The following is a 25,396-nucleotide window of genomic DNA, read 5'->3' on the forward strand; positions in this document are numbered from 1 at the left end:
TCAAAAAAAGTGAAAGAATTTTTGACGAGTGATAAAAAAGTAGAAATAAAAAGTAAAAATGAAAAAGAAACTAATATTAGAATCCGGCGAAGTCTTCCACGGCAAAGCTTTCGGAGCCGATCGGGATATTGAGGGCGAAGTCGTTTTCAATACCGGAATGACCGGTTATCAGGAATTGATATCCGATCTTTCCTACTGCGGACAAATCGTTTGTATGACCTATCCACTCATCGGAAATTACGGAATTAACCGCGACGATTACGAAAGTATTGAACCTGCGATTAAAGGTTTAATCGTAAAAGAAGTGTGTGATTTTCCTTCCAATTTCAGAACACAAATGGATCTGGATGAATTTTTCAAAAAAAGAAATCTTTCCGGAATCTCTGGAATTGATACCAGAAGATTAACGAGAGTTCTTCGGAATTCTGGGGTGGTAAAAGGAAAAATAGTAAATGAACATGCTGATGAAAGTGCAGTAATTGCAGATTTAAAAACTTCAGTTTTATCGACCGACCAAGTTGCTCAGGTTTCTACCAAAACATCGTATGCAAATCCAGGAAGAGGTTTGAAAGTAGTTTTAGTTGATTACGGTTCAAAACTCGGAATTTTACGTGAACTTGCTCAAAGAGATTGCGATGTCATTGTAGTTTCTCAGGATACCACAGCAGAAGAAATTCTATTGATCAATCCTGATGGAATCATGCTTTCCAACGGTCCTGGTGATCCGGAAGATGTAAAAGGTGCCATCGAAATGATTCAGAACCTCTTAGGTAAAATCCCAATTTTTGGAATATGTTTAGGACATCAGTTGATCGCTTTGGCGAGTGGTGCAAAAACTTTTAAATTGAAATTTGGACATCGTGGTGGAAATCATCCGGTTTTAGATTTAAAGAAAAATAAAGTCGCAATTACTTCGCAAAATCACGGTTACGCTGTTGATCAGGAATCTTTAAATAATACTGATTTAGAAGAAACGCACATTGCTTTAAATGATAGAACAAACGAAGGTTTGAAACATAAAATTCATCCTTGTTTCTCTGTACAATATCACCCAGAAGCAAGTCCAGGACCAGAAGATGCGAATTATTTGTTCGACGAATTTATTGAAATGATGGAAGAATTTAAATCTAAAAAATTATCTAAGTAAAGATGGCAAAACGTACAGATATAAAAACAATTTTAGTTATCGGAAGTGGTCCAATCATCATCGGACAAGCCGCAGAATTTGATTACGCAGGAACTCAAGCCTGTTTATCTTTAAGAGAAGAAGGCTACAAAGTTATCCTTATCAATTCCAATCCGGCAACAATTATGACCGATGTGGAGATTGCAGATAAAGTTTATATAGAACCAATCTCTTTAGAATTTGTAAGCAGAATTATTCGCAAAGAAAGACCAGATGCTCTTTTGCCAACTTTGGGCGGACAAACCGGTTTAAATATGGCCGTAGAATTAGAAAATTCCGGAATTCTGGAAGAATGTAAAGTAGAAGTTTTAGGAACCAAACTTTCAGCCATTAATCAGGCAGAAGATAGAGATTTGTTCCGCAACTTGATGCACGAATTAAATGAACCCGTTCCAGATTCTGATATTGTAAATGATGTTGAAGGTGCATTAAAATTTGCCGAAAAAATAGGATTCCCACTAATCGTTCGTCCCGCTTTTACTATGGGTGGAACAGGTGGTGGAATTGCACATACGGTAGAAGAGTTAAAAGAAATCACCAGTTTTGGGTTGAAATATAGTCCGGTTCGTCAGTGTTTGGTTGAGAGATCAATCGCAGGTTTCAAGGAAATCGAATACGAAGTAATGCGTGACAAAAACGACAATGCAATTGTGGTTTGTAATATGGAAAACATCGATCCGGTGGGAATTCATACCGGAGATTCGATTGTAGTTGCTCCTTCACAAACACTTTCGGACCGAGAATATCAGATGTTGAGAAACTCTTCGTTAAAAATTATCCGCGCTCTAGGAATTGAAGGTGGATGTAATGTTCAGTTGGCTTTAGATCCAAATTCTTACGACTATTATATCATCGAAGTAAATCCAAGAGTTTCGCGCTCATCGGCTTTAGCGAGTAAAGCAACCGGTTATCCAATTGCGAAAATTGCGGCTAAAATCGCCGTTGGTTTGACTTTAGATGAAATCATGAATCCGGTTACGGGAAAAACCTACGCATGTTTTGAACCGGCTTTGGATTATGTCGTAACTAAATTTCCACGTTTCCCTTTTGATAAATTTGAAACGGCTGACCGACGTCTTTCAACTCAAATGAAAGCAACTGGAGAAGTAATGGCAATCGGACGTAATTTCGAAGAATCTTTGCAGAAAGCAATCCGTTCTTTGGAAACCGGTTTAAGACATATCGGTTTGAAAACCAAAGACGCCGCAGCCTTAACTGATGAAGAAATAGAAAGAAGAATCAGAGTTTGTGATGATGAACGTTTGTTCATTATTGGTGACGCTTTGCGAAGAGGTTACGACTGGGAAAAAATAGTAGAGTGGAGCAAGATTGATAAATTCTTCATCTGGAAAATTAAAAAACTCATCGATTTCGAAAAGGTAATTGCTGAAAATAAATTTGATAAAGAAACTTTACTTGAAGCCAAGAAATTAGGTTTTTCAGATATGAGTATCGCGACATTATGGAATTCTACTCAAAAAGAAATTTTTGAATTCCGGAAAAATAATCGAGTAATGCCAGTTTATAAAATGGTTGATACTTGCGCGGCAGAATTTGAAAGTGAAACACCATATTTCTATGGAACTTACGAGGAAGAAAACGAAAGTGTTCCTTCTGATAAAGAAAAAATCATCGTTCTTGGTTCTGGCCCAATCAGAATTGGTCAGGGAGTAGAATTTGATTACGCCACGGTTCATTCGGTTTGGGCGATTAAAGAAATGGGCTACGAAGCGATTATCATTAATAATAATCCGGAAACCGTTTCTACAGATTTTTCGATTTCCGATAAATTATACTTCGAGCCGATTACGGAAGAAGATGTGATGAACATCATCGAACTTGAAAAGCCCAAAGGCGTTGTCGTACAGTTTGGTGGACAAACCGCCATTAATTTAGCCGATAAATTAGCCGCACACGGCGTACAGATTTTGGGAACTTCACTTGAAGATTTAGACCGCGCAGAAAATAGAAATAAATTTGAAGCCGCGCTTCGGGAAATGGGAATTCCGCAACCTTTAGGGAAAACCTGTTTTACGAAAGAAGAAGCCTTGGTGATTGCGAATGATATCGGTTTCCCGGTTTTGGTTCGTCCGAGTTATGTTTTGGGAGGAAGAGCAATGGAAATTGTTTATGATGAAACGGAACTCGCTCATTACATGAAGAACGCGGTTAAAGAAAATTCAGAACATCCAATTCTAATCGACCGATATTTAACTGGAAAAGAAGTTGAAGTTGACGCGATCTGCGATGGTGAAACGGTCGTGATTCCAGGAATAATGGAGCATATCGAAAGAGCAGGAGTTCACTCCGGAGATTCGATTGCGGTTTATCCGCCCCAAAATATTAATGATGAGCAAATTGCTACTTTAGTTGATTATACCGAAAGATTAGCAAAAGGTTTGAATGTGATTGGTTTAATGAATATTCAATATGTTTTGTACCAAGGCGGCGTTTACGTGATTGAGGTGAATCCAAGATCGAGTAGAACCGTTCCATTCTTATCGAAGATTACCGAGATCCCGATGGCCAATTTAGCCACCAAAGTAATTCTTGGAAAAAAATTAAAAGACTTAGGTTACAAAAACGGCTTAGCTCCAGTGAAAGAAGGAGTTTATGTAAAAGTTCCCGTCTTCTCTTTTTCAAAATTAACCAGAGTTGATATTTCCCTCGGACCAGAAATGAAATCTACCGGAGAAGTGATGGGGAAAGACACGACGCTGGAAAAGGCTTTATACAAAGGTTTGATCGGAGCCGGAAGAAAAATGCCTTTGCACGGCGCAATTCTTTTCACCGTTGCCGATAAACATAAAGAAGAAGCTTGCGAACTCGCCCGAAGATTTCAGGAAATTGGTTTTAAGATTTGGGCAACTGAAGGAACAGCCAATTACTTTACAGAACATGGCGTACGCACCAAAGTCGGTTATAAGATTGAAGAGAATCCAGAAATCAATTTGATCGATTTAATTCAAACCGGAAAAGTTCAATACATCGTGAATACCATGACCAAAGGAAAACAATCCGAAAGAGACGGTTTCCAGATCCGAAGAACTTCAGTAGAAAATGGAGTTCCTTGTTTGACTTCGATGGATACGGTAGAAGCGATTTTAAAAGTGATTGAAAGTATGAGTTTTAAAATGGAGCCGATGTAAACTGACTCAGTTAAAGAGTTCTGTTTTTCGAATCTAAAAAAAAGGTTTTCCAGTTCGGAAAACTTTTTTTATTATTGGTCACCAAAACCGATTAATGACGATTATCGCAATTAATATAAATTTCAGGCGACGTTTTATCCATAAATGCGACTGATGAACATCCAAAAGATTCCGACGTAAATCCGAAGATGATCGGCGGTTTATTTTTGAAAAGACTGCCGGTCCATTGCGAATTGAAGCCGTCTTCTGTTTCCAAGCCACTGATAGCGGTAAATTCTTGGCCCTCGCCATCATTCAAATAGGTCTTTTCAAAGACAATGTTTTTATCATGGTCGACAACCATTAATTGTCGCCTAGTGATGGCTTCTTCAGCCTTATAATCTTGAAGATAGTAGGTCAGTTTATTATTTCTAAACTCGTATATATTTCCTTTGATGAGCTTTGAATTACTGAAAATTTTATTGGTGTAATCATTTGGTTTTATTATTTTCCAATGTATTGGGACCATTTCATTTTCAATAAATGGATTTTCACGACCGAAAGAGGCAACCGTGTGATTGTTTTTTTCAAAGATATCTTCCCATTTTTTCTGAGCTTCGAGTTGGAATCCGAGCATGTAATAGTATTCGTAAATGTCTTCTCCTTCACTGGCATACGGCGTCAGATAGGCGACAGACTTTAATTTGTTGATGGAAATTGTCGTCAGTTTATTTAAATCATAATTATATATGTAAACAGAGTCGTTTTCAGTAAGTTGCAACGCGTTCAACATTTTCTTTCGATAATTATCATCAAGATCAAAATGTCTCAACTTCTCAAATGACATTTTTTTCTGATTTTTTATAATGTCAGCCGGAATTGAAAGGGAATCGGTATAGAGATCTGAAACTGAAATGAAGGCATCCATCAGGTCGTTTCGTTGATACAGAGTGACTGTAAATAGCGTAAGACTATCTGATTTTTTGGTTGGAAGTTTCTCTTGAAAATTGACGTTAATTTTCGTTGTAGCTGTCGTTTTAGATTTCAAGTTTTCATCCTTTTTACAACTTATCATTAAAGCCGTAAACGTCAATAGGAGAAATAGTCTTTTAAATTTCATCATTATATTTATTTTTTTTCCTCATTTGAAATTACAAGTTATTGAAATACCGCAAATAAATGTCAATCGGTCGCTAAAATTGAAATGGTTACAATTTTTTCAAACCTTCTGCTTTAAAGGAGAAGGAATTTTTTTTAAAATTTAATAGAGATAGAAACCTTCAATGCTTTTAGGCGTTTGAAGGGTTTTTAATGTCTAATTTTACGTATAATTTTAGAGCACAACAATATGAGTTTTCTTACCGCCGAATGGAATAATTTAGCCATGATCAACTACGTAATCGATCCAAAAATTTTGGAAGAATATGTTCCGCCTGGAACTGTACTTGATTTTTTTGAGGGTAAATGCTACATCAGTTTTATTGGATTTCTGTTTGAAAACGTAAAGGTTTTAGGACTGAAAATTCCGTTTCATACCGATTTTGAAGAAGTCAATTTGAGATTTTACGTAAGACGTTTTGAAAATGGAGCCTGGAAAAGAGGTGCCGTTTTCATCAGTGAAATTGTCCCCAAGTTCGCGATTTCATTTGTCGCAAATACTTTCTACAATGAACATTATGAGACTTATCCGATGAAACATACTTTGAAAGTTAATGATGATTCGCGGGAGTTTATTTACCAATGGAAAGTCAATGATAAGTGGAACACCATTAATGTGGAAACGGATAAAAACTCAATTCCAATCGAAGTTGGTTCCGAAGCTGAATTTATTACGGAACATTATTTCGGCTATAATAAAGTGAGCGAAACTGAAACGATCGAATATCAGGTAACGCATCCAAGATGGCAGCAATATGAAGTGACTAGAAACACTTCTGAGATTCATTTTGAAGAAGTCTATGGGAAAGAATTCGCTTTCATTAAAGATTTAAAACCCGCTTCAGTATTTCTCGCGGTAGGTTCCAAAATAAGCATTGAAGACAAACGTAATATCAAGTTGTAATTAAAAGAAGGCGAGTCTTTAACGGATTTTTTATCAGCAGATTGATATTGCCTGCAAAAATTTTAATATTTACCTTGTATCAAAATATTTAAATGGATTTTTGGGAGCGACGCCTTTATTACCTACAACTTTTAGCAGAACATCTGCTGCTTTCCTTGGGTTCACTTCTGGCAGTGACTTTCCTTGGAATTCTCATTGGCATTTTTGTTTTTTATTCGTCAAAAAGCCGAAAAATAATTCTGCCGCTCATCAATTTTCTCTACACGATTCCTTCCATTGCGATGTTTGGTTTACTAATTCCGCTCGTTGGAATTGGATTAAAAAACGCTTTAATTGTTTTAATTATTTATGGATTACTTCCTATTGTCAGAAGTGCTTTCAGTGGTTTGAAAGAAGTTCCTACTCAGTTGGTGGAGGCCGCTCAAGGTTTAGGTTCAACTCCGATACAGGTTTTCAAAAACATTTATTTTCCGCTGGCTTTACCTTCCATTTTATCTGGCTTAAGAATAACCGTCGTTATGATCGTTTCATTAACAGGTTTGGCTGCTTTGATTGGTGCAGGAGGACTTGGGCAAGCAATTTTCCGCGGATTAAATACCATGAATACGGGTTTAATTGTCACAGGTTCACTAGGGATTTCGCTCTTTGCAATTTTAGGTGATCAGTGGATTGGCCAATTTGAAAAGGATGAAAGTCTGTTAAGAGTAATTTCTAGAAACGCTACAAAACGTCAGAGAAATAGGATTATATTTCCGAGCATCGTCGTTCTAATATTATCGATTGCAGCCGTAATTTACCTGAATCCTTTAAATTCAAAAAATTCAGATTCCCTTGTGGTCGCCTCAAAACCCACCAGTGAACAATTTATATTAGGTGAAATCATTGCTCAAACGATTGAGGATAATACCGATATCATAGTCGTTCGGAAATTTGGAATTGGCGGTGGAACTACAAATATTCATCCCGCCATGATTTCGGGGGATTTAGATATTTATGTTGAATATACAGGCACAGCGTGGCTCAATGTTTTAGAAGAAAAATTACCACCAAACAATCAAATTAAATTTGAAAATTTAAATACCATTTATCAGGAAAAATTTAAATTGAAGTGGCTGGGTTTACTCGGATTCAATAATACGTATGGCTTAGCAATCTCTAAAAGTCATACTCAGATTTCAACCTATTCTGAACTTGCAGAAAAATGTTCAGACTTTACTTTCGGTGCCGAATTCGATTTTTTTGAAAGAAGTGATGCTTTTCCCGGCTTGAAAGAAAAGTATCCCTTTCAGTTTAAAAAATTAGAAGAGATGGACATTAACCTTCGCTACCAAGCTTTTGAACAAGGTAAAATTGACGCAGTTGATGTTTTCACAACTGATGCTCAAATCAAAAATTTAAATTTAAAAGTTTTAAAGGACGATAAAAATTATTTTCCAAGCTATGAGGCGGGAATTGTTGCGCGACAAGAGATTTTAGAAAAACATCCTGAAATTGAAAAATTGCTATTTAATTTAAAAGATAAAATTTCGACCGAAAAAATGCAGGAATTAAATTACGCTGTCGAGGTGGAGAAAAAAAGTCCTGCCGAAGTCGCGAAAAATTTCTTGAACAATTTAAAAAATGAAGATGAAAGAAAATAAGATTATTTCAGTCGAACAGATTAATTTTAATTACGGCGCTCAACCGATCTTCCAAAATTTTTCAACCGATTTTGAAAAAGGAAGTTTCACTTGTATTTTGGGAGAAAGTGGAAGTGGGAAATCAACTTTATTGCGAATCATTAACGGTTTAATTATTCCTCAAAAAGGATTGGTGAAAATTGAGGGAGAGATTTTATCGAAAGATAATTTAATTCAGAAAAGATTAGAAATGGGTTATGTACTGCAGGGAAACTCATTATTTCCGCATCTTACCGTGTATCAGAACATGATTTACTGTTTAAAATTACTAAATAAATCGAATGATTTTTGCCTGGAGAAAATTCAGGAATTACTTCCGTTGGTCGGATTAAAGGAAGATTTGCTTCAAAAGTTCCCAGACGAAATAAGTGGTGGACAAAAGCAAAGAGTTGGGATCATTCGCGCCATCGCCCATGACCCGAAGATTGTGTTAATGGACGAACCTTTTTCGGCCCTGGACAGTGAAACGCGTGACAAATTGCAAATATTGGTAAAAGAGATTCATCAGAAATTGAAAACTACTTTTGTAATGGTCACGCACTCGAAAGAAGAAGCTGAGATTTTAGGAACAAACATTTTACAGTTGTAATTTTTTATTAAAGTATTTACGACGAGGCTGCTCATTTTAAAGCTCGGAACTTTCATATAATTCAAATTCTATTTAAGACTTCGTGAAATCGTTGAATTGCAGAATATTAGCATAATAGTACGAATATAAATTAAAAGAGCCTTTAATTTTATAAAATTCTTAATGTTTGTTAAAGTTTTACGTTAATAGTCATTGTGGCATTTTAATTGAATTTCTCAGTTTAATAAAAAATTAACATTAAAATTTTACTATTATGGAAAATCAAAGTTACAGACCAGAGTACAGACCAGATTACGTGTCAAAAGTTTTTAGAACGAGAGATGATGCAGATAGAGCTTACAACGAATTGAGAGATCAAGGATACACAGAGCATGAAATTAACGTAATGATGTCTGATAATACAAGAGACACTCACTTTGTGAAAAATGCTGATCACGACACTGCCTTAGGAGATAAAGTTGCTGACAATGCAGGAACAGGTTCGCTTATCGGTGGAGGTATTGGTGCTGTTGTAGGTGCAATTGCCGCAATTGGTTCTAATGTCTTATTACCAGGTTTAGGATTAATTATTGCTGGACCATTAGCAGCCGGACTTGTAGGAGCTGGAGCTGGAGCAGCAACAGGTGGATTGATCGGAGCTTTGACAGGAATGGGAGTTCCAGAAGAAGAAGCAACAAGATACAGAGATGATATCAAAGATGGCGGAATTTACATGGGTTACAAACCTAAAAATGAGAATGATGCGCGTTCAACTTACGACAGATGGTACACTGATGATTCTAGTACATACACTAGATAATCAGATTCAAGTTATAAATAGAAAATCCGTCTCGATAATTCGAGACGGATTTTCTTATGTAATTTTTTGGTATTAGATTGTGCCCATCACATACATTTCTTCCATAGTTGGGGTTGAATTTCCGCCCTCTTTTTCCAAAGTAACCGCGAAGGCTTGTGCATTGTCAACCGACTTCATTTCTTGAACCGTAGAATCAGCTTTTGCAGAATACATTCCCATATCTACTGGTTTACCATCTACAATTGCCCAAAGTTGATATTGTTTACCACTTGGTGCAGCCGGTAAGTTTTTCATTTCTAAAAAAACTTTCTTAGAAGTATGCCAATACACATCAGCTAACATTTCAGGATGGCTTTCAACACCTTTTAATTCTATTCTTTTTGAATTCATGATGATAGAATTCATTTCTTCCAAATTTGAAACTTTAGTTGAAAGTTCGGTATTGTTTTTTGCAATCTTCTCTAACTCCGCACTTTTCGATCCTACTTCATAACCCATATATCCCAAGCCAAATAATACAGCGACCGAGGCTGCTTTCATCCAAATGGGCATTGAGAAGTTATTTTCCTTATTAGCTTTTTCCAATTTTAATGGAACTATTCTTCCTGTCCCTTCCACTGTTCTATTGAAATCTATTTTTTTCAAAATCTCATCTTTCAAATGAACCGGCGGTGAAATCGCTTGGCTGGTTGCCAATTGTTCGAAAATCTGCTGTACTTCAAAAACTGCTTGCATTACTTCGGCATTATTTTTCATCACACATTCCAAGATCGAAGATTCCTCCGGAGAAATATTCCCCGTTACGTAAGCTTCGATGACGCCTGATGATATGTAAGTTTTTATATCCACTTTTATTTAAATAAAAAAAATAAAAAGATAAATTTAAATTCCTTTAAAATTTCTCTCAATTCTATTAATGCAGCTCTGGTTCTTGTTTTTACGGTGCCGAGTGGAATTTGTAATTCCTCAGCGATTTCTTCTTGGGTTAGCCCTCCGAAATAGGCTTTGTTAATAATTACTTTATAATCATCTCGCAACGTATTCACTCGGTTCTGCACTTCGTTAAATTCATGAGACTGTTCCGTAGAAAGTCCTATACCATCACTTACGAAATCGGGAATGCTTTGGTTTTGTAAATCGTTTTGAAAAGATTTTGATTTTAAGCGATCGATCGCCGAATTTCTTGCGATGTTCAGCATCCAAGTGTATAATGAAGCTTTTGTAGCATCGAAACTTTTTACAGAATTCCAGATTTTTACAAATACATCCTGCAAAACCTCATTGGCTTCTACCTCATACCGAACGATTCTGATGATGACTCCATAGAGTGCACCCGAATAATTTTTGTACAAATAATTAAACCCTTTTTCATCTCTACTTAATAGTAAAGACAAAATTTGATCTGGTGAAAGGGTTTCTTTAATCAATTGTTTTATTCGTCCTCAAAAGTAGTTTTTTTATTTAAGATATAAAACCAAAATCTGAAGTTCTCCGTATATGCCATTATAATCATTAATAATATGAAACATTTAATCAAAATATCAGCAGTCTTTCTCTTAGGAACTTTGGGTTTTCAAAATATGAATGCGCAGAAAATTCAGAAGGTGAATGGTAAAAACATCGTCAATCCTTTTTATTCCAGAACCGAAACTAAGATTTTAAAAGTAAAGAATTCAGAATGGAAAAAAGTTTTGAACGACAATCTTTATATGGTTTCGCGCTTAAACGAAACTGAAATGGCGAACACCGGAAAGTACAATAAATTCGATGGTTTAGGAACTTATTACTGTGGAGCGTGTGGAAATGCCCTTTTCAAATCTGATGCAAAGTTCGCCAGTACTTGCGGATGGCCAAGTTTTTTCCAGACCATTCGTCCAAAATCGGTGATTTATAAAAAAGATGTCTCCTATAATATGGTCAGAACCGAAGTTCGATGTGGCAGATGCGACGCTCATTTAGGACATTTATTTGATGATGGTCCGACCGCAAATAAAAAGAGATATTGTATGAACTCCATTTCACTTGAATTTGAACCCCTAGCAAAAAATTCAAAATAATTTAAATAAAATAAATCCAAATCGAGTTTGCGCTCGTAGATGATATTAACACAAATCTATTATATAACATTAAACAATTTAAAAGATGAACTATTCAAAAATTACCACAGCAGCCTTAGCGCTAACCTTAGCTTTTGGTTTTGCAACACAATCTTGTGCACCGATGAACAACATGGCTCAAGAAAAAACAGTAATGGTTGGCGGAGCAGCAATGTACCCGACTAAAAATATCGTAGAAAATGCGATGAATTCAAAAGACCATACTACTTTAGTAGCCGCTGTAAAAGCCGCTGGACTGGTAGAAACTTTACAAAGCAAAGGACCTTTCACGGTTTTTGCTCCAACCAATGCAGCCTTTGATAAATTACCGGCAGGAACGGTAGGAACGCTGGTAATGCCAGAAAACAAAGCGATGCTTACCAATATTCTTACCTACCACGTTGTTCCAGGCAGAATTTCAGGAATGGATCTGATGAATTGGATCAAAAAGGATGGTGGAAAATACATGGCCAAAACAGTTCAGGGAGAAGAATTAACTTTCTGGATGAAAGGTCAAAAGTTATACGTTACGGATGCAAAAAATAATTCAGCCCAAATTACCATTGCAGACGTTAACCAATCAAATGGCGTAATTCATGTGATCGACACGGTTTTAATGCCATAGTTTCATAGTTTTATTTTTAATGGTAGCCACTTAAACTTCGGTTTGGGTGGCTTTTTATTTATACGTTAATTCGTTAATTTTTATATCTTTAGTCCTTCTAAAAAACCACTTTATTAATATCTAAAATTAATTGATATGAAAAAAATACTCTTTACTGCACTTTTATCCTGGTCCTTTTTGGGATTCTCTCAGTATAATGTTCCAATCGCTAGTCCGCGTCAGAAAGTAGAACAGCAATTCTCGATGACTAAAATCTCTGTTGATTACAGCCGTCCGGGCGTGAAGGGAAGAAAGGTTTTTGGGGAACTCGTTCCTTATGGAAAAGTTTGGCGTGCCGGAGCAAATTCGGCCACGAAAATTACTTTTGAACAAAATGTGAATTTTGGTGGAAAAGACGTGATGGCGGGAACTTATGGTTTATTCGTTGTTCCGATGGAAAAAGAATGGAAGGTGATTCTAAACAAAGATGCGAATCAGTGGGGCGCTTATACGTATGATGAAAAGCTAAACATTGCAGAAGTCATGGTTCCCGTTCAAAAATTAGGCGAAAAGCAAGAGTGGTTTGAAGTCGCTGTAAATCCTATGGATATTCATTCTGCCGAAATTATTATCAAATGGGATATGACCAAAGTAGTAATTCCGGTAAAAGAAGCCAAACCAGAGGTAGTCACTAAAATCATCGATAAACTCAATGAAATTAAGCAGATTGAAAAAGATGCTGCCCCTAAAAAATAATTTGAAAGTGGACTTTGGTTCACTTTTTTTTGTGATCATAATTTTTATTGGGGCGTCTTAATCCGTCTTCCACTCCCAATCTTTTTTGAGGCAAAAAAGGATTTCCGTTCAAGCCGGGACGCAAGCTCCGGAATAATTATCAAAATTTGTTTTCAAATTTCTTCAACCAATCTTACTGTATAAAATAGTTGTTTTCTTAAATTCACCATTCACCATTCACCATTCACCATTCACCATTCACAATCCAAATGTATCTTTCATCTTTCATCTTTCAGCGAAGCGGTCTTTCATCTAATTAAAATACTTGTCAATTTTTCGGTTGCAGAATAATTTTCCGTCACCTATTTTTACTTTAAATTTACAACATGCAACTTTCAGCCGACATTATGTATCAAGCTTCATTCGATAAAAATCCTGATTTTGAAGGAGTTTTTTGGATGGGTGTGAAAACGACCGGAATATTTTGCCGACCAACTTGCACCGCACGCAAACCTAAACCCGAAAATGTAGAATTTTTCCAGTCGGCAAAAGACGCAATCTTAAAAGGATATCGACCTTGTAAAGTTTGTAAACCCTTAGAAAACCCAAACGAAACTCCCGATTATATTCAAAAAATTTTAGAAGAGCTTCGCGAAGATTCGTCTTTAAAATTCACAGATGTTGGTTTGGTGGAGCGTGGAGTAGAACCAGCGAACGTGAGAAGATGGTTTCAGAAAAACCACGGCCTGACCTTCCAAGCATTTCAAAGAATGTTCAGATTGAATACTGCATTTAAGAAAATACAACAAGGAGAAAACATTATGGAAACTGCTTACGAAAGCGGATTCGAAAGCTTAAGTGGTTTTAATGAAAGTTTCAAATCGATTTTTGGTGTTTCGCCAAAAAATTCGAAAACTCAAAGAATAATTGATTTAAAAAGAATCGAAACGCCGATTGGAACGATGTACGCCGCTGCAGTTGAAGAAGGAATTTGCATGCTGGAATTCACTGATCGCAAAATGCTCGAAAACGAATTTACAGATTTAGCAAAATCATTAAATGCAACAATCGTTCAAGGTGAAAATCCTCATTTTCAAACTTTAGAAAAAGAACTTTCAGAATATTTCGAAGGTAACAGAACGGAATTTACGGTTCCACTTTCACCAGTTGGAACAGATTTTCAAAAAAGTGTCTGGAATGTCTTACTCAAAATTCCTTATGGTGAAACCTGGACGTATCGCAAGCAATCTGAAGTTTTAGGCGATGCGAAAAAAGTGCGCGCTGTTGCAAATGCCAACGGAATGAATAAGATTTCGATTCTCATTCCGTGTCACCGAGTGATTGGTAGCAACGGAACATTAACCGGTTACGGCGGCGGAATTTGGCGCAAACAAAAACTGTTAGAATTGGAGAAAGCCATTCTTTTTTAAAATTATTAATTTACTTTTATGAATCCAGCAGATTTAAAAAATATAGCCCGACTTTGGTTCAAAGCCTTTAACGAACATGATTTAGAAAGTTTGCTAAAATTGTACGATGACCAAACAGAACATTTCAGTCCAAAATTAAAAGTTCGTGAGCCTGAGACAAACGGTTTAATAAAAGGAAAAGAGGCACTGAGAAATTGGTGGCAAGATTGTTTTGACCGATTGCCGACGTTACAATATCAAGTCAGTAAACTAACCGCCGATTCTGAACAGGTTTTTATGGAATATACCCGAAAAGTGGAAGGTGAAAATGATATGGAAATCGGTGAAGTTCTAGAAATTAAGAATGGTAAAATTGTTTTTTCAAGGGTCTATCACGGTTGATTTCTGTCTAGGCTTTGCTGCTAACTCTGCAAAATTCGAAATGCCTAATTTTCAAATTATATATTAATAGAAACTGAAACTTATTTTATCTTTGAAAAAACAACACCAATGAATTTCTCTATCCAGCTAGCTTTAGAAAATGAAAATATCAAATTAGTTCCCTTACAGGAAAGCGATTTCGAGCGACTTTATAAGGTTGCCTCAGATCCAGAAGTTTGGTCGATGCATCCCAATAAAGAAAGATACAAACGAGAAGTTTTTCAAAATTTCTTCACCGGCGCGATCGAAAGTAAAGGAGCTTTTTTAGTTGTTGATAAAAACTCGGACGAGGTTTTAGGAAGTACCAGATTCTACGATTTTAATGAAAATGATAAAAGTGTCTTAATTGGATATACTTTTTATGGCACCAAATCCTGGGGGAAAAATATCAATGCAAGTGTTAAAAAAATGATGCTGGATTATATTTTTCAATTTGTGGATCAGGTTATTTTTCATGTCGGAAAAGACAATATCCGGTCAGTAAAAGCGATGACGAAACTGGGTGCAAAAAATATAGGTGAAGAAGAAGTCGCCTATTTTGGAGAACCGTCAAAAATGAACGTTGTTTTTCAGATCAAAGAAGAAGACTGGAAATTAAAGCAGAATTTACATTAGTATTTTTTTAATTAAAATTCACCAAAATTAAAACTGATGATTAAAGTAGGAACAGTTGTACAATGGAAGTGGGGAAGCGGCACAGCCAAAGGAAAAGTGAATGAAGTCTTTACTGAAGATATTACAAAATTCATCAAAGGATCAGAAATTACCCGAAAGGCTACACCAGAAAACAAGGCTTATTACATCGCGCAAGAAGATGGTGACAAAGTTTTGAAAAGTGCAACTGAAATTGAACGCGCAGATTAAGAACGCCTTTTAAGATTTACTTTTTAATCTTTCTCCAACTTTTGAATCAGATTAATCGCCCGCGTCCATTTTTGATAAATTTCAACTGGTTTTGGATATTCGGTAATATCGAACTCCCACGGAATTAAAACTTCAATATTATTTTTATTTTGCAATTCTGGAATCCATTTTCTAATGTAATCCTGCGAATTGTATTTGTTAGATTGGTGAACGGGATTTGTGTAATAAATTTCAAATGCCTGCATGTGCCAGTTCATCCAATTTGAACTAACGTCATAATCGATTAACTTACTTTCAAAATAGGCCGCGCCCCAAGTCCAGTCTATTTTTAAATCATACACAAAATAACTGGCGCAGTTCACTCGTCCGCGATTACTCATGTATCCGGTTTCATTTAATTGCCTCATATGTGCATCTATAAAAGGAATTCCAGTAGTTCCATTGCACCATCTCTTAAATTTCGCTGGATCATTTTCAAAGTCTACTTCTTTATCTTTATACCCTTTGGTTTTAAAAATTTCATCGCCAAATCGCATCCCTTTAAACGTAAAATAATCCCGCCAAACCAATTCAAAAATCAACCACCACGTACTTTGATTTTTTTTAATAAGCTGTTCATATTCCTTGACGACCTCAAAAATAGTTCGAGGAGAGATACATCCTAGAGCCAGGTAGGGCGAAAACTTAGAACTGTAATCCAAACCTTCAGATTTATTTCTGGACCAGCGATAGCCCGTTAAAAGTTCAGATTTGAATGTGTAATATTGTAATCTTTCTAAAGCTAAAGTTTCTCCACCTTCAAGAAAAGGCGATGCTTCATTATATTCTTTCTTCGTAAATCCGTAATTGCTGTAAGAGGGAAATTTAGTGCTTTTTGCATGCTTGCAACTTTTTAAATTTTGAGGGACAGGAAAGGTTCGTCGGGGTTCCGCTTCTTGCCCAGCTGGGATTCTATACGCTTTACTTGTTAAAGGAATATTCGCAATATCAAAAGGAATATCTCGTTTGTGATAAAGAGTTTTTCCCCAGAATAAATGGTAATTGATGGCTGGCAGTAAGTTTTTAAGCTGATTGATTAATGACAATTCCTCACTTGCGTATTCTTCTTCCGCGTAGATTTCAGTAATCTCAAAATCTTCTATTAATTTTGGCAACAGTTGCAGCGAAGATTCTGACCCAATCACTAAATGTCCACCCAGATTTTCTAAATTATGCTGTAGATCAGTTATTGATTGTTCTAGAAATTTAAATCGGTTAATATCTGCTTTTCTAAATCCCAGGTCTATATTTTCAAAAAGCGATTGTTCGATGCTGTAGCAAAAAACAAGCTCATCGCAATCTTTGGTGGCAACAAAAAGAGCTTCGTTGTCTTGTAATCGGAGATCATTTTTAAACCAAACTAAACCTCTTTTCATTTTGTGGTCATTTATTATTAAAGCTAAACAAATGTTGTGACTAAAATATCTTTTAAAACTTCATTCTCTGAATCCGAACCGCATTTAAAATCGCCAATAAGGCGACCCCAACATCTGCGAAAACAGCTTCCCACATGGTTGCTAAGCCACCAGCGCCCAAAATTAAAACTGCCGCTTTCACCACGAATGCCAAGGTGATGTTTTGCCACACAATCTTTTTTGTTTGCTTCCCAATGTTGATGGCCATTGGGATTTTGCTCGGCATGTCATCCTGAATCACCACATCCGCAGTTTCCACGGTAGCATCACTGCCGAGGCCACCCATCGCAATCCCAACATCACTCAAGGCAACTACGGGCGCATCATTTACACCATCACCAACAAAAGCTACCGTTTGATTTTTGGCTTTTATTTCCTGTAATTTTTTTACTTTATCTTCTGGAAGCAGATCTCCAAAAGCATTCTGAATTCCCAGTTCTTGGGCAACATATTGAACCACGGCGTTTTTATCGCCGCTCAACATGGTGGTTTTTATTCCCAGACTTTTTAATTTCTCGATGGTCAATTTTGCATCTTCTTTAATGCGGTCTGCTACCGTTAAATAACCTACAAATTTTTCATCGTACGAAATGGCAATTAGGGTGTAAACAATTTTGGTAACCTCTGGATCATAAGAGATTCCGAACTGATCCATTAATTTTAAATTACCAACTAATAAATTCTTTCCATTAATGGTCGCTTTCAAGCCATGTCCGGCAATTTCTTCCACATCATCTAATTGTAGTTGCGTGTTTACTTCACCCACATATTCATGAATTGCAGTCGCAATCGGATGGGTACTTTTACTCTCCAAAGCGTTGACCATTTCCAGAATTTCGCTCTGGTTAAAATCATTATTAAAGATAACTTCCTGAACTTTAAAAACACCTTCGGTCATGGTTCCCGTTTTGTCCATCACTACGTTTTGAATGTTGGCGATAACATCTAAAAAATTACTTCCTTTAAATAAAATTCCATTTTTACTCGCAGCGCCGATTCCGCCGAAATATCCAAGCGGAATACTGATGACCAAAGCACACGGACAGGAAATGACCAGAAATACCAGCGCGCGATAAAGCCAGTCGGCGAAAATGTATTCTGCCACGAAAAAGTAAGGAACAAGGGTAATCGCGATGGCCAGATAAACCACGATAGGAGTATAAACTTTGGCGAATTTGCGAATGAAGAGTTCTGTCGGTGCTTTTTGAGAAGTTGCGTTTTGAACCATTTCCAAAATTTTACTCAATTTACTATCGGTAAATGCGGTGGTTACTTTGATTTGAGCGAGGGTGTTCAAATTGATCATTCCTGCCAAAACTATTTCTCCTTTTGTCTTAGTGTCAGGTTTACTTTCGCCCGTTAACGCTGCCGTATTAAATGAGGCGTTCTCAGAAAGAAGTTCACCGTCTAAACCTAATTTTTCCCCAGATTTTAATTGAATAATTTCACCGATTTGTACAGTTTCGGCTTTTCTAATTTCTGGTTTATTGTCCCGAAGAACCGTAACTTCATCGGGTCGCTGATCTAATAAACTTTTGATATTTGCTTTCGCGCGAGATACCGCGATGGTTTGAAAGACTTCGCCCACAGAATAAAATAACATTACCGCGACCCCTTCTGGATATTCGCCAATTCCAAAGGCACCAACCGTTGCAATTCCCATCAGAAAAAACTCGGAGAAGAAAGCTCCTTGTTTGATGCTTACAAAGGCTTCTTTTAAAACAGGAAGTCCCACGGGAAGATACGCGATTGCATACCAACCGATTCTGATCCAGTCTTTAAACCAATCAGGTTTCAGCAAATAGTCGAAATAAAGAGCGACCATCAATAATGTAAAAGAAATAATACTTGGTAAAAATATTTTCAGCTTACTGCCTTCCATAGTATCGTGATCATGTCCGTCGTGATCGCCATGGTCGTGGTCGTGAAGATCTGTTCCCGCATCAGCGTGAGATTTATTTTTCTTTATTAATTCTTCAGCGCCGGCGTTGGTGTAGATTTTTTCTTCTTCGGTACAACAGATTCTTTTTCCCTGCGCGTTATAAATATGTTGATGTTCCATTTATTATTGGGTAGTCGTGTTAATGATTTTTATCTTTTTTTTTCAACGATTTGGTGGTCAAATTTAATACCACGCTTCTTAAAAGTTGGCTAGCCTTTAAATTAAAGTCTGCATTAAAGATAATTAGTTTTAACGAAAATCAGTTGATGACTATTGATTGTTAAGTTTTCATCTAAGTTCACACGAAAAGATGAGAACTGACAATTGGAAATTTTTCGTTGTAGGTAACTTAAGTAAACGTAAGGATTTACCATTACTTTCGAAATAGGTGGAAGAAAAAAAATTAGATGACAGAAATCTAGACGCAGATGCAATGATATTTCTAGAGCTTTGTTTTATGGGAATAAGGAAGGCTGGAAATCAAATTTGGTTTATTTCGCGCTGCAGTCCTGAAACATTTCTGCACCAAAATAGAAAATAAAAAGCCACGCAATTCCTTTTACAGTGAAAAAGATAAGGCCGCCGATTCCGACGCGCTTGAACCATTTCTTAAACTTTGAATTTTGATCTTCTGGTTGTAAATTTTCCATGATGAACTTTTCTCAAAATTAAGATTATTAAATCAGCTAATAAAATTTAAGGGTAAAAATCATATCGATAATTAGAATCACTTTTTATGCTATTCATCGCATTTACAATATTGTTTTCTATTTCTTAAAATCCTTTAAAATTCAATTAAACTAAGTTAAAATTTTTCTGATTTCAGCAATTTTACTATCTTTAAGGTCAATTCAAAATAATATTATGTCCCAAAAAATTCAGGATTTTGGAATCGAAAAATCCCTTGCTAACTTAGGAATTACAAAAGAAAATAAAGGCGTCTCCTCAGGCGGGAAATATTTTGCCAGCGGTGATTTACTTGAGAGCTATTCACCCACAGATGGAAAACTCATCGCAACAGTACAAACAGCCAATGCAAGTGATTACGATCAAGTCATTGACACTGCGAAAAGTGCTTATCTAGAATTTCGCCAAATACCAGCTCCCAAAAGAGGTGAATTGGTTCGTCAGTTCGGTTTGAAATTACGAGAATATAAAGATGATTTAGGAAAATTGGTCTCCTACGAAATGGGGAAATCTTTGCAAGAAGGTTTAGGTGAAGTTCAGGAAATGATCGATATCTGCGATTTTGCAGTCGGCTTATCCAGACAACTTCATGGGTACACCATGCATTCTGAAAGACCTGGACATCGCATGTACGAACAATATCATCCGCTTGGGATTGTAGGAATTATATCCGCTTTCAATTTCCCAGTTGCAGTTTGGTCGTGGAATACAGCACTTGCCTGGATTTGCGGAAACGTGACCATCTGGAAGCCTTCAGAAAAAGCACCCCTTTGTGGAATTGCTTGTCAAAACATTATTATTGAAGTTTTAAAAGAAAACAATCTTCCAGAAGGAATTTCGACCATGATTGTTGGCGATTACACCATTGGAGATCGAATGGTCAACGATAAAAATGTTGCTTTGATTTCTTTCACAGGTTCTACCAAAGTTGGAAGATTGGTGGGAACTAATGTGGCTAAAAGATTCGGTAAATCGATTTTGGAATTAGGCGGAAATAATGCGATTATTTTTACAGAAAATGCGGATTTGAATATGTCCATTATCGGAGCAGTATTTGGCGCAGTTGGAACTGCCGGACAAAGATGTACGTCAACACGAAGATTGATTATTCACGAATCTATTTTTGAAGAAGTGAAGAATCGTTTGGTAAAAGCCTACGGACAAATTAAAATCGGGAATCCTTTAGATGAAAATAATCATGTTGGCCCTTTGATTGACAAACAAGCTGTTGAGCAATATTTGGATTCCATCGAAAAATGTAAAAAAGAAGGCGGAAAATTCGTTGTTGAAGGCGGAGTTTTGGAAGGTGAAAATTTCGACTCCGGTTGCTACGTAAAACCATGTATCGCAGAGGTTGAAAATTCGTACGAAATTGTGCAGCATGAAACTTTTGCACCGATCCTTTATATAATGAAATACAAAACTCTGGACGAAGCAATCGCTATGCAGAACAATGTTCCTCAAGGTTTAAGTTCTGCGATTATGACCACAGATATGCGTCAGGCGGAATTGTTCCTTTCTCAACTTGGTTCTGATTGTGGAATCGCGAATGTGAATATCGGGACTTCTGGGGCGGAAATCGGTGGTGCATTCGGTGGTGAAAAAGAAACTGGGGGAGGCAGAGAATCCGGTTCCGATGTCTGGAAATACTATATGAGAAGACAAACGAATACCATTAATTATACTGATAGTTTGCCTTTAGCGCAAGGAATTAAATTTGATTTGTAAAAAATAAAAAGTTTGTAAAATTGTCAGTCTGAGCTTGTCGAAGACTTTTTCACAAATGATTATCTACTATGTATACATATTAAAATGTTCTGACAATTCTTATTATACAGGAATTACTAACGATTTGTTAAGAAGAGTTGATGAACATAATGATGGAATAAACCCTACATGTTATACATATAACACAAGACCTGTCGAGTTGGTGTTTTCTTCTGAATTTATAGATGTTAATCTGGCGATTTCATTTGAAAAGCAAGTAAAGGGTTGGAGCAGAAAAAAAAAAGAGGCGATAATACGTGGAGATTGGAATTTATTACCAGAATTATCTAAGAATAAAATGAAAATATAATGAAGGCTTCGACAAGCTCAGCCTGACAAAAATTAAAAGTAATTATAAAACTAAAAAATATGAATAACGCAATTGCATCTCATCCAGAACCGACCAATACGGTAAAAGAAACGCTATCAAGACACATGCTTGCTGACGGTTTCGATTTCGTAATGGATTTTGATAAGTCACACGGTTCCTGGATTCATGACCGAATTACCGGAAAAAATTACCTCGATATGTTTTCGATGTTCGCTTCGGCGTCCATCGGTTATAATCATCCTTATTTAATGGAGAGATCCGCCTGGCTTGGAAAAATGGCGGTAAATAAACCGACTTTAGCTGACGTTTATTCGCAGGAATTCGCAGATTTCATGACCGTTTTCGAAAGAGTTGCTATTCCCAAAGAATTACAATATTGTTTCTTTATTGAAGGTGGAACAATGGGTGTAGAAAACGCCATGAAAGCCTGTTTTGACTGGAAAACCAGAAAGAACTTTGAAAAAGGACTTGATTTAGAAGCTGGGATTTGTATCCATTTCAAGCAAGCGTTCCATGGTAGAAGTGGTTATACATTGAGTTTAACCAATACTTCTGATCCTAGAAAATATCAGTATTTTCCCAAATTCGATTGGCCTAGAATTTTAAATCCTCATCTAAATTTCCCGATTACTGAAGAGAATTTAGAAGAAACGATTAAACATGAAAATTTAGCGCTTTTAAATATTACCGAAGCGATTCTTTCCAATCCGAATAAAGTGGCGTGCATCATTATCGAACCGATTCAGGCAGAGGGTGGCGACAATCATTTCCGTGATGAGTTTTTCGTGGGTTTAAGAAATATATGCGATGAGAATGAAGTTCTTCTGATATTTGATGAAGTACAGACTGGTATTGGTCTAACAGGAAAAATGTGGGCTTTCGAACATTTCAGTGTACAGCCAGATATTATTTCTTTTGGTAAAAAAGCACAGGTTTGTGGAGTATTAGCTAACAAAGAAAAATTTGATGAAATTCCAAACAACGTCTTTAGAGAAAGCTCCAGAATCAATTCTACTTTTGGTGGAAACTTTATTGATATTTTGCGATTTCAATTAATTTTAGAAGTCATTGAACAAGAAAACTTGGTAGAAAATGCTAGAGTTGTGGGAGAGTATTTAGTTTTAGGCTTACAAGGTTTAGCACAGACATATCCCAACATAATTACAAACCCAAGAGGTCGAGGTTTAATGTGTGCGATGGATTTACCTACTGGGCCAGAACGTGATCATTTGCAGGCATTATTGTACGAAGAAAATGTTATTATTTTGTCTTGTGGAGATCGTTCAATTCGCTTCCGTCCGCATTTAAATGTGAGTACTGAAGAAATTCAAATGGCGCTTGATAAGATTGAGGTTTGTCTTGCTAAGATGTAATTATAGAAATGAATTCAAATGGTTTTTCTTTAAAAAGTTTTTAAATTCTTAAAATATTCTAGTCGTAACTAAAGAAAATATAATTTTTTTTTGTAGCTTTAAGATTCGAAAATGAAAAGAATTATGGAAAGAGAAACGAGAGTAGCGGTTTTTGAAAGTGAAAATCCTTCAGAAATACAACTGGTAAAATCAAAATTAGAAGCACAGAAAATAACCAGTTTTTTAAACGACAATTACATGTCCTTCACCACCACACCCACTGCAAATACAGTAAAAGTGATGGTTAATCTGACAGACGAAAAAAAAGCATTTGCTGTTATTGATAAGATGCTAAAAGAAACTGAATTTAATCCAAGTACTAACTAAAACTGAGTTCATATATTTTAAATTTTACTTTTTTACAGAAATCGAAGTCACTTGTGGCTTCGATTTTTTTTATTAAGAGAAAGGCTTATTGGTGAGATGAAAAATTATTTGATGATTAAAACTTTGACCTAATTTCAATCTACCTTCTTTCTATAATTTGTCCTTCATCATTTTAATAAATACGGAGGGTTTCAACTCGAACTTCCTACGGAAGTTATCTGAAAAATTTTCTGCACTCGAAAATCCAGCAATGTTAGCCAGTTCTTTTACATCCATATTAATGTATTTTACATCAGTTTTCAAATGATCAATAATATAGTCTAACCGAAGATCGCTAATGTACAGCGCAAAATTTTTACCTTTATAGGTGTTGATAATTTTTGAAAAATACGTCGAGTTCGTTCCCAAGTCTTCACTTAATGATTTTTGCGAGATCTGTGGATCCAGAAATTTATTGTCATTTTCAAAGATTTCTAGTTGCTTTAAAATGTTTTCGACAAAAATAGGATTGAGCCCCGAAATTTTATTATAAAAATCATAATCGAACTTCTGTTGATGCTGATAATCACTGGCATCTAAAAGTAATTCTTCATCAGGGACATCGTCGGTCTTTTGTTGCGCAAGAATTTCGTCAAATCTCTTTTTGTATTTTTGTTTTTCTTGATGAATTCGGAATGCAAAGAATACAAAAGCAAAGGCAAGAACTATTACGAGCGTTATAAAAAATATTCTTTGCGTGTGAAGTGAACTTTCAATTTCGTTTTTCTCTGCAATTAATTTTTTGGTGTCGTATTCTTTGACAATCCTTTGGTAGAGATATTTATAATTTTTTTCGTAAGATTTGTCAAGAAACATCAGTTTGTCAATATATTCCAATTGTTTCTTTGTGTTTCCCGTAGACTTATAATATTTAATTAGGATCTCGTAGGCAGATCGAAAATTTGGATCGAGTTTTTTTGTTTTATTATAATGTTTATCAATTTCCTCTAAGTATTTAACAGCTAATTTTTCTTTACCGGTATACCAATAAGAAAGACCTAAATAGTAAACTTCAGTATTATGTTGCCATTGATCATTGTATAATCGAATTGCTTCAGACAATTTTGAAATAGCGGTTGTATAATCTTTTGAATAATACGCGTTAGTTCCTTCAGACGAAACAAAATACGGAACATACTGATCAAGTTTATTTTTTTCAAGATACTCGAATGCCTCAGTCAAAAGCGTTTTATTTTCCTTGAACTTACCCAATTTTGTATTAGAATCGATAAGACTCATGAGTGAGTAGATGTAATACATTTCGTAATTTTTTCCGAAAGAATTTTTGTTTTGCAAATTTTCTTTAAAAAATTTCAGGCAGATTACCAGTTCTTTATTTGCATCATCATATTGCCCAAGATAAATTTTGTTTTGAGCAATTATATAAATTGTTTTATTAAAAATATAAATATTACCGGATTCTTGTGATAATTTATTAGCTACCAAGATGTCATCTAGCGCTTTTTCATAAAACTCTTCAGACATATTGATATTACCACGATTAAGGTAGCCTTCAACTATTATTTTTTTTGTATCAGACTTTTTACTAATTAACAGCGCGCTATCAGCGTATTTAATATTTAAAGGATAAAGGCTTGCAATGCTGGCATATCGATAAGCGTAAAATAGAGCTTCATTGTTTTGATCTGTTTTAGATTTTTTAATGTAGAAATTAATCAGTTCCCACATCTTTGCGGGATCAGTATTACTGTACTCATCTATCTTTCTTTCAATTTCTTCATTGGTTAAATCTGAGTAAACAACGGTTTGCGCGTGAAAATTTGTAAAAAGATTGACGAAAAGTAGAAAAAGAATAATGAAATGATATTTCAAAGTCATGAAATC

24 protein-coding genes are annotated in these 25,396 nt (G+C 35.9%); 17 read left to right on the forward strand and 7 right to left on the reverse strand.

All coding sequences use genetic code 11. The features are described 5' to 3' along the window. Window positions 1–58: 58 nt before the first annotated feature. Window positions 59–1,147: a carbamoyl phosphate synthase small subunit gene (locus BMX49_RS07545; protein ID WP_034716290.1), complete on the forward strand. Its 1,089-nt coding sequence runs from the start codon at window positions 59–61 to the stop codon at window positions 1,145–1,147. Between the two features lie 2 nt (window positions 1,148–1,149). Beyond that, window positions 1,150–4,335: a carbamoyl-phosphate synthase large subunit gene (gene carB / locus BMX49_RS07550; RefSeq protein WP_034716288.1), complete on the forward strand. Its 3,186-nt coding sequence runs from the start codon at window positions 1,150–1,152 to the stop codon at window positions 4,333–4,335. Between the two features lie 91 nt (window positions 4,336–4,426). On the opposite strand, the gene BMX49_RS07555 is transcribed toward carB, so the two are convergent. Next, window positions 4,427–5,437 (reverse strand): hypothetical protein, encoded by a 1,011-nt coding sequence (locus BMX49_RS07555; protein ID WP_126337077.1) that lies wholly within the window; start codon window positions 5,435–5,437, stop codon window positions 4,427–4,429. Window positions 5,438–5,662: 225 nt separating this feature from the next. Here BMX49_RS07555 and BMX49_RS07560 point away from each other — a divergent pair, with 225 nt between their 5' ends. From BMX49_RS07560 to BMX49_RS07575, 4 genes are all read left to right on the forward strand, one after another. Then, window positions 5,663–6,376, forward strand: a complete 714-nt coding sequence (locus BMX49_RS07560; RefSeq protein ID WP_034716283.1) for a YqjF family protein — start codon at window positions 5,663–5,665, stop codon at window positions 6,374–6,376. A 92-nt stretch (window positions 6,377–6,468) separates the two neighbouring features. Next, window positions 6,469–8,016: an ABC transporter permease/substrate-binding protein gene (locus BMX49_RS07565; protein WP_034716281.1), complete on the forward strand. Its 1,548-nt coding sequence runs from the start codon at window positions 6,469–6,471 to the stop codon at window positions 8,014–8,016. Beyond that, on the forward strand, window positions 8,003–8,644 hold the full coding sequence (locus tag BMX49_RS07570) for an ABC transporter ATP-binding protein (protein ID WP_034717390.1): 642 nt from the start codon (window positions 8,003–8,005) through the stop codon (window positions 8,642–8,644). Before BMX49_RS07565 ends, BMX49_RS07570 begins: the two co-directional genes overlap by 14 nt. Window positions 8,645–8,897: 253 nt before the next feature. After that, entirely contained in the window at window positions 8,898–9,443 is a 546-nt protein-coding gene (locus tag BMX49_RS07575) for a hypothetical protein (protein WP_051803512.1), read from the forward strand. A 72-nt stretch (window positions 9,444–9,515) separates the two neighbouring features. On the opposite strand, the gene BMX49_RS07580 is transcribed toward BMX49_RS07575, so the two are convergent. After that, on the reverse strand, window positions 9,516–10,292 hold the full coding sequence (locus BMX49_RS07580) for an anti-sigma factor (RefSeq protein ID WP_034716279.1): 777 nt from the start codon (window positions 10,290–10,292) through the stop codon (window positions 9,516–9,518). 2 nt (window positions 10,293–10,294) lie between these two features. Next, window positions 10,295–10,870: an RNA polymerase sigma factor gene (locus BMX49_RS07585; RefSeq protein ID WP_034716277.1), complete on the reverse strand. Its 576-nt coding sequence runs from the start codon at window positions 10,868–10,870 to the stop codon at window positions 10,295–10,297. 93 nt (window positions 10,871–10,963) lie between these two features. Between BMX49_RS07585 and msrB the strand changes: the two genes are divergently transcribed. From msrB to BMX49_RS07620, 7 genes are all read left to right on the forward strand, one after another. After that, entirely contained in the window at window positions 10,964–11,500 is a 537-nt protein-coding gene (gene msrB / locus BMX49_RS07590; RefSeq protein WP_034716275.1) for a peptide-methionine (R)-S-oxide reductase MsrB, read from the forward strand. 85 nt (window positions 11,501–11,585) lie between these two features. Beyond that, complete coding sequence (locus BMX49_RS07595) at window positions 11,586–12,164, forward strand: fasciclin domain-containing protein (protein ID WP_034716273.1); 579 nt, start codon at window positions 11,586–11,588, stop codon at window positions 12,162–12,164. A 135-nt stretch (window positions 12,165–12,299) separates the two neighbouring features. Next, complete coding sequence (locus tag BMX49_RS07600) at window positions 12,300–12,899, forward strand: DUF2911 domain-containing protein (RefSeq protein WP_034716272.1); 600 nt, start codon at window positions 12,300–12,302, stop codon at window positions 12,897–12,899. A 365-nt stretch (window positions 12,900–13,264) separates the two neighbouring features. Then, complete coding sequence (locus BMX49_RS14905; protein WP_034716269.1) at window positions 13,265–14,308, forward strand: bifunctional transcriptional activator/DNA repair enzyme AdaA; 1,044 nt, start codon at window positions 13,265–13,267, stop codon at window positions 14,306–14,308. Between the two features lie 18 nt (window positions 14,309–14,326). After that, the gene (locus BMX49_RS07610; RefSeq protein WP_034716266.1) at window positions 14,327–14,689 is read left to right on the forward strand and encodes a nuclear transport factor 2 family protein; all 363 of its coding nucleotides are present in this window, start codon (window positions 14,327–14,329) and stop codon (window positions 14,687–14,689) included. Between the two features lie 108 nt (window positions 14,690–14,797). Beyond that, window positions 14,798–15,343 (forward strand): GNAT family N-acetyltransferase, encoded by a 546-nt coding sequence (locus BMX49_RS07615; protein WP_034716265.1) that lies wholly within the window; start codon window positions 14,798–14,800, stop codon window positions 15,341–15,343. Window positions 15,344–15,379: 36 nt separating this feature from the next. Continuing rightward, on the forward strand, window positions 15,380–15,592 hold the full coding sequence (locus tag BMX49_RS07620) for a hypervirulence associated TUDOR domain-containing protein (RefSeq protein WP_034716263.1): 213 nt from the start codon (window positions 15,380–15,382) through the stop codon (window positions 15,590–15,592). A 23-nt stretch (window positions 15,593–15,615) separates the two neighbouring features. Here BMX49_RS07620 and BMX49_RS07625 read toward each other — a convergent pair whose 3' ends face one another. From BMX49_RS07625 to BMX49_RS14705, 3 genes are all read right to left on the reverse strand, one after another. After that, window positions 15,616–17,007 (reverse strand): DASH family cryptochrome, encoded by a 1,392-nt coding sequence (locus BMX49_RS07625; protein ID WP_034716261.1) that lies wholly within the window; start codon window positions 17,005–17,007, stop codon window positions 15,616–15,618. Between the two features lie 52 nt (window positions 17,008–17,059). After that, entirely contained in the window at window positions 17,060–19,108 is a 2,049-nt protein-coding gene (locus tag BMX49_RS07630; RefSeq protein WP_034716260.1) for a heavy metal translocating P-type ATPase, read from the reverse strand. 371 nt (window positions 19,109–19,479) lie between these two features. Next, window positions 19,480–19,638 carry a hypothetical protein gene (locus tag BMX49_RS14705; protein ID WP_170166233.1) on the reverse strand — a complete coding sequence of 53 codons (159 nt, stop codon included), beginning with the start codon at window positions 19,636–19,638 and terminating at the stop codon, window positions 19,480–19,482. A gap of 214 nt (window positions 19,639–19,852) precedes the next feature. On the opposite strand from BMX49_RS14705, the gene amaB reads away from it, so the two are divergent. The 4 genes from amaB (at window position 19,853) to BMX49_RS07650 (ending at window position 23,512) form a co-directional block, all read left to right on the forward strand. Then, window positions 19,853–21,403, forward strand: a complete 1,551-nt coding sequence (gene amaB / locus BMX49_RS07635) for an L-piperidine-6-carboxylate dehydrogenase (protein ID WP_034716258.1) — start codon at window positions 19,853–19,855, stop codon at window positions 21,401–21,403. A gap of 55 nt (window positions 21,404–21,458) precedes the next feature. Then, entirely contained in the window at window positions 21,459–21,752 is a 294-nt protein-coding gene (locus BMX49_RS07640; RefSeq protein ID WP_034716256.1) for a GIY-YIG nuclease family protein, read from the forward strand. Between the two features lie 59 nt (window positions 21,753–21,811). Then, a complete protein-coding gene (gene lat, locus BMX49_RS07645) occupies window positions 21,812–23,146 on the forward strand; it encodes an L-lysine 6-transaminase (protein WP_034716254.1) in 1,335 nt (444 codons plus the stop codon). Between the two features lie 111 nt (window positions 23,147–23,257). Then, window positions 23,258–23,512: a DUF2007 domain-containing protein gene (locus tag BMX49_RS07650; protein WP_246005115.1), complete on the forward strand. Its 255-nt coding sequence runs from the start codon at window positions 23,258–23,260 to the stop codon at window positions 23,510–23,512. 150 nt (window positions 23,513–23,662) lie between these two features. Here the strand turns inward: BMX49_RS07650 and BMX49_RS07655 are convergent, their stop codons facing one another. Continuing rightward, window positions 23,663–25,390, reverse strand: a complete 1,728-nt coding sequence (locus BMX49_RS07655) for a helix-turn-helix domain-containing protein (RefSeq protein WP_034716252.1) — start codon at window positions 25,388–25,390, stop codon at window positions 23,663–23,665. Window positions 25,391–25,396 lie beyond the last annotated feature (6 nt).

Source organism: Kaistella antarctica, assembly GCF_900109615.1.
Taxonomy (GTDB): Bacteria; Bacteroidota; Bacteroidia; order Flavobacteriales; family Weeksellaceae; genus Kaistella; species Kaistella antarctica.

What these genes read in the sequence shown, in the direction of transcription:
- BMX49_RS07545 (WP_034716290.1), top strand. Translation starts at nt 59, where the DNA reads ATGAAAAAGAAACTAATATTAGAATCCGGCGAAGTCTTCCACGGCAAA.
- carB (WP_034716288.1), top strand. Translation starts at nt 1,150, where the DNA reads ATGGCAAAACGTACAGATATAAAAACAATTTTAGTTATCGGAAGTGGT.
- BMX49_RS07555 (WP_126337077.1), bottom strand. Translation starts at nt 5,437, where the DNA reads ATGATGAAATTTAAAAGACTATTTCTCCTATTGACGTTTACGGCTTTA.
- BMX49_RS07560 (WP_034716283.1), top strand. Translation starts at nt 5,663, where the DNA reads ATGAGTTTTCTTACCGCCGAATGGAATAATTTAGCCATGATCAACTAC.
- BMX49_RS07565 (WP_034716281.1), top strand. Translation starts at nt 6,469, where the DNA reads ATGGATTTTTGGGAGCGACGCCTTTATTACCTACAACTTTTAGCAGAA.
- BMX49_RS07570 (WP_034717390.1), top strand. Translation starts at nt 8,003, where the DNA reads ATGAAAGAAAATAAGATTATTTCAGTCGAACAGATTAATTTTAATTAC.
- BMX49_RS07575 (WP_051803512.1), top strand. Translation starts at nt 8,898, where the DNA reads ATGGAAAATCAAAGTTACAGACCAGAGTACAGACCAGATTACGTGTCA.
- msrB (WP_034716275.1), top strand. Translation starts at nt 10,964, where the DNA reads ATGAAACATTTAATCAAAATATCAGCAGTCTTTCTCTTAGGAACTTTG.
- BMX49_RS07595 (WP_034716273.1), top strand. Translation starts at nt 11,586, where the DNA reads ATGAACTATTCAAAAATTACCACAGCAGCCTTAGCGCTAACCTTAGCT.
- BMX49_RS07600 (WP_034716272.1), top strand. Translation starts at nt 12,300, where the DNA reads ATGAAAAAAATACTCTTTACTGCACTTTTATCCTGGTCCTTTTTGGGA.
- BMX49_RS14905 (WP_034716269.1), top strand. Translation starts at nt 13,265, where the DNA reads ATGCAACTTTCAGCCGACATTATGTATCAAGCTTCATTCGATAAAAAT.
- BMX49_RS07610 (WP_034716266.1), top strand. Translation starts at nt 14,327, where the DNA reads ATGAATCCAGCAGATTTAAAAAATATAGCCCGACTTTGGTTCAAAGCC.
- BMX49_RS07615 (WP_034716265.1), top strand. Translation starts at nt 14,798, where the DNA reads ATGAATTTCTCTATCCAGCTAGCTTTAGAAAATGAAAATATCAAATTA.
- BMX49_RS07620 (WP_034716263.1), top strand. Translation starts at nt 15,380, where the DNA reads ATGATTAAAGTAGGAACAGTTGTACAATGGAAGTGGGGAAGCGGCACA.
- BMX49_RS07625 (WP_034716261.1), bottom strand. Translation starts at nt 17,007, where the DNA reads ATGAAAAGAGGTTTAGTTTGGTTTAAAAATGATCTCCGATTACAAGAC.
- BMX49_RS07630 (WP_034716260.1), bottom strand. Translation starts at nt 19,108, where the DNA reads ATGGAACATCAACATATTTATAACGCGCAGGGAAAAAGAATCTGTTGT.
- BMX49_RS14705 (WP_170166233.1), bottom strand. Translation starts at nt 19,638, where the DNA reads ATGGAAAATTTACAACCAGAAGATCAAAATTCAAAGTTTAAGAAATGG.
- amaB (WP_034716258.1), top strand. Translation starts at nt 19,853, where the DNA reads ATGTCCCAAAAAATTCAGGATTTTGGAATCGAAAAATCCCTTGCTAAC.
- BMX49_RS07640 (WP_034716256.1), top strand. Translation starts at nt 21,459, where the DNA reads ATGATTATCTACTATGTATACATATTAAAATGTTCTGACAATTCTTAT.
- lat (WP_034716254.1), top strand. Translation starts at nt 21,812, where the DNA reads ATGAATAACGCAATTGCATCTCATCCAGAACCGACCAATACGGTAAAA.
- BMX49_RS07650 (WP_246005115.1), top strand. Translation starts at nt 23,258, where the DNA reads ATGAAAAGAATTATGGAAAGAGAAACGAGAGTAGCGGTTTTTGAAAGT.
- BMX49_RS07655 (WP_034716252.1), bottom strand. Translation starts at nt 25,390, where the DNA reads ATGACTTTGAAATATCATTTCATTATTCTTTTTCTACTTTTCGTCAAT.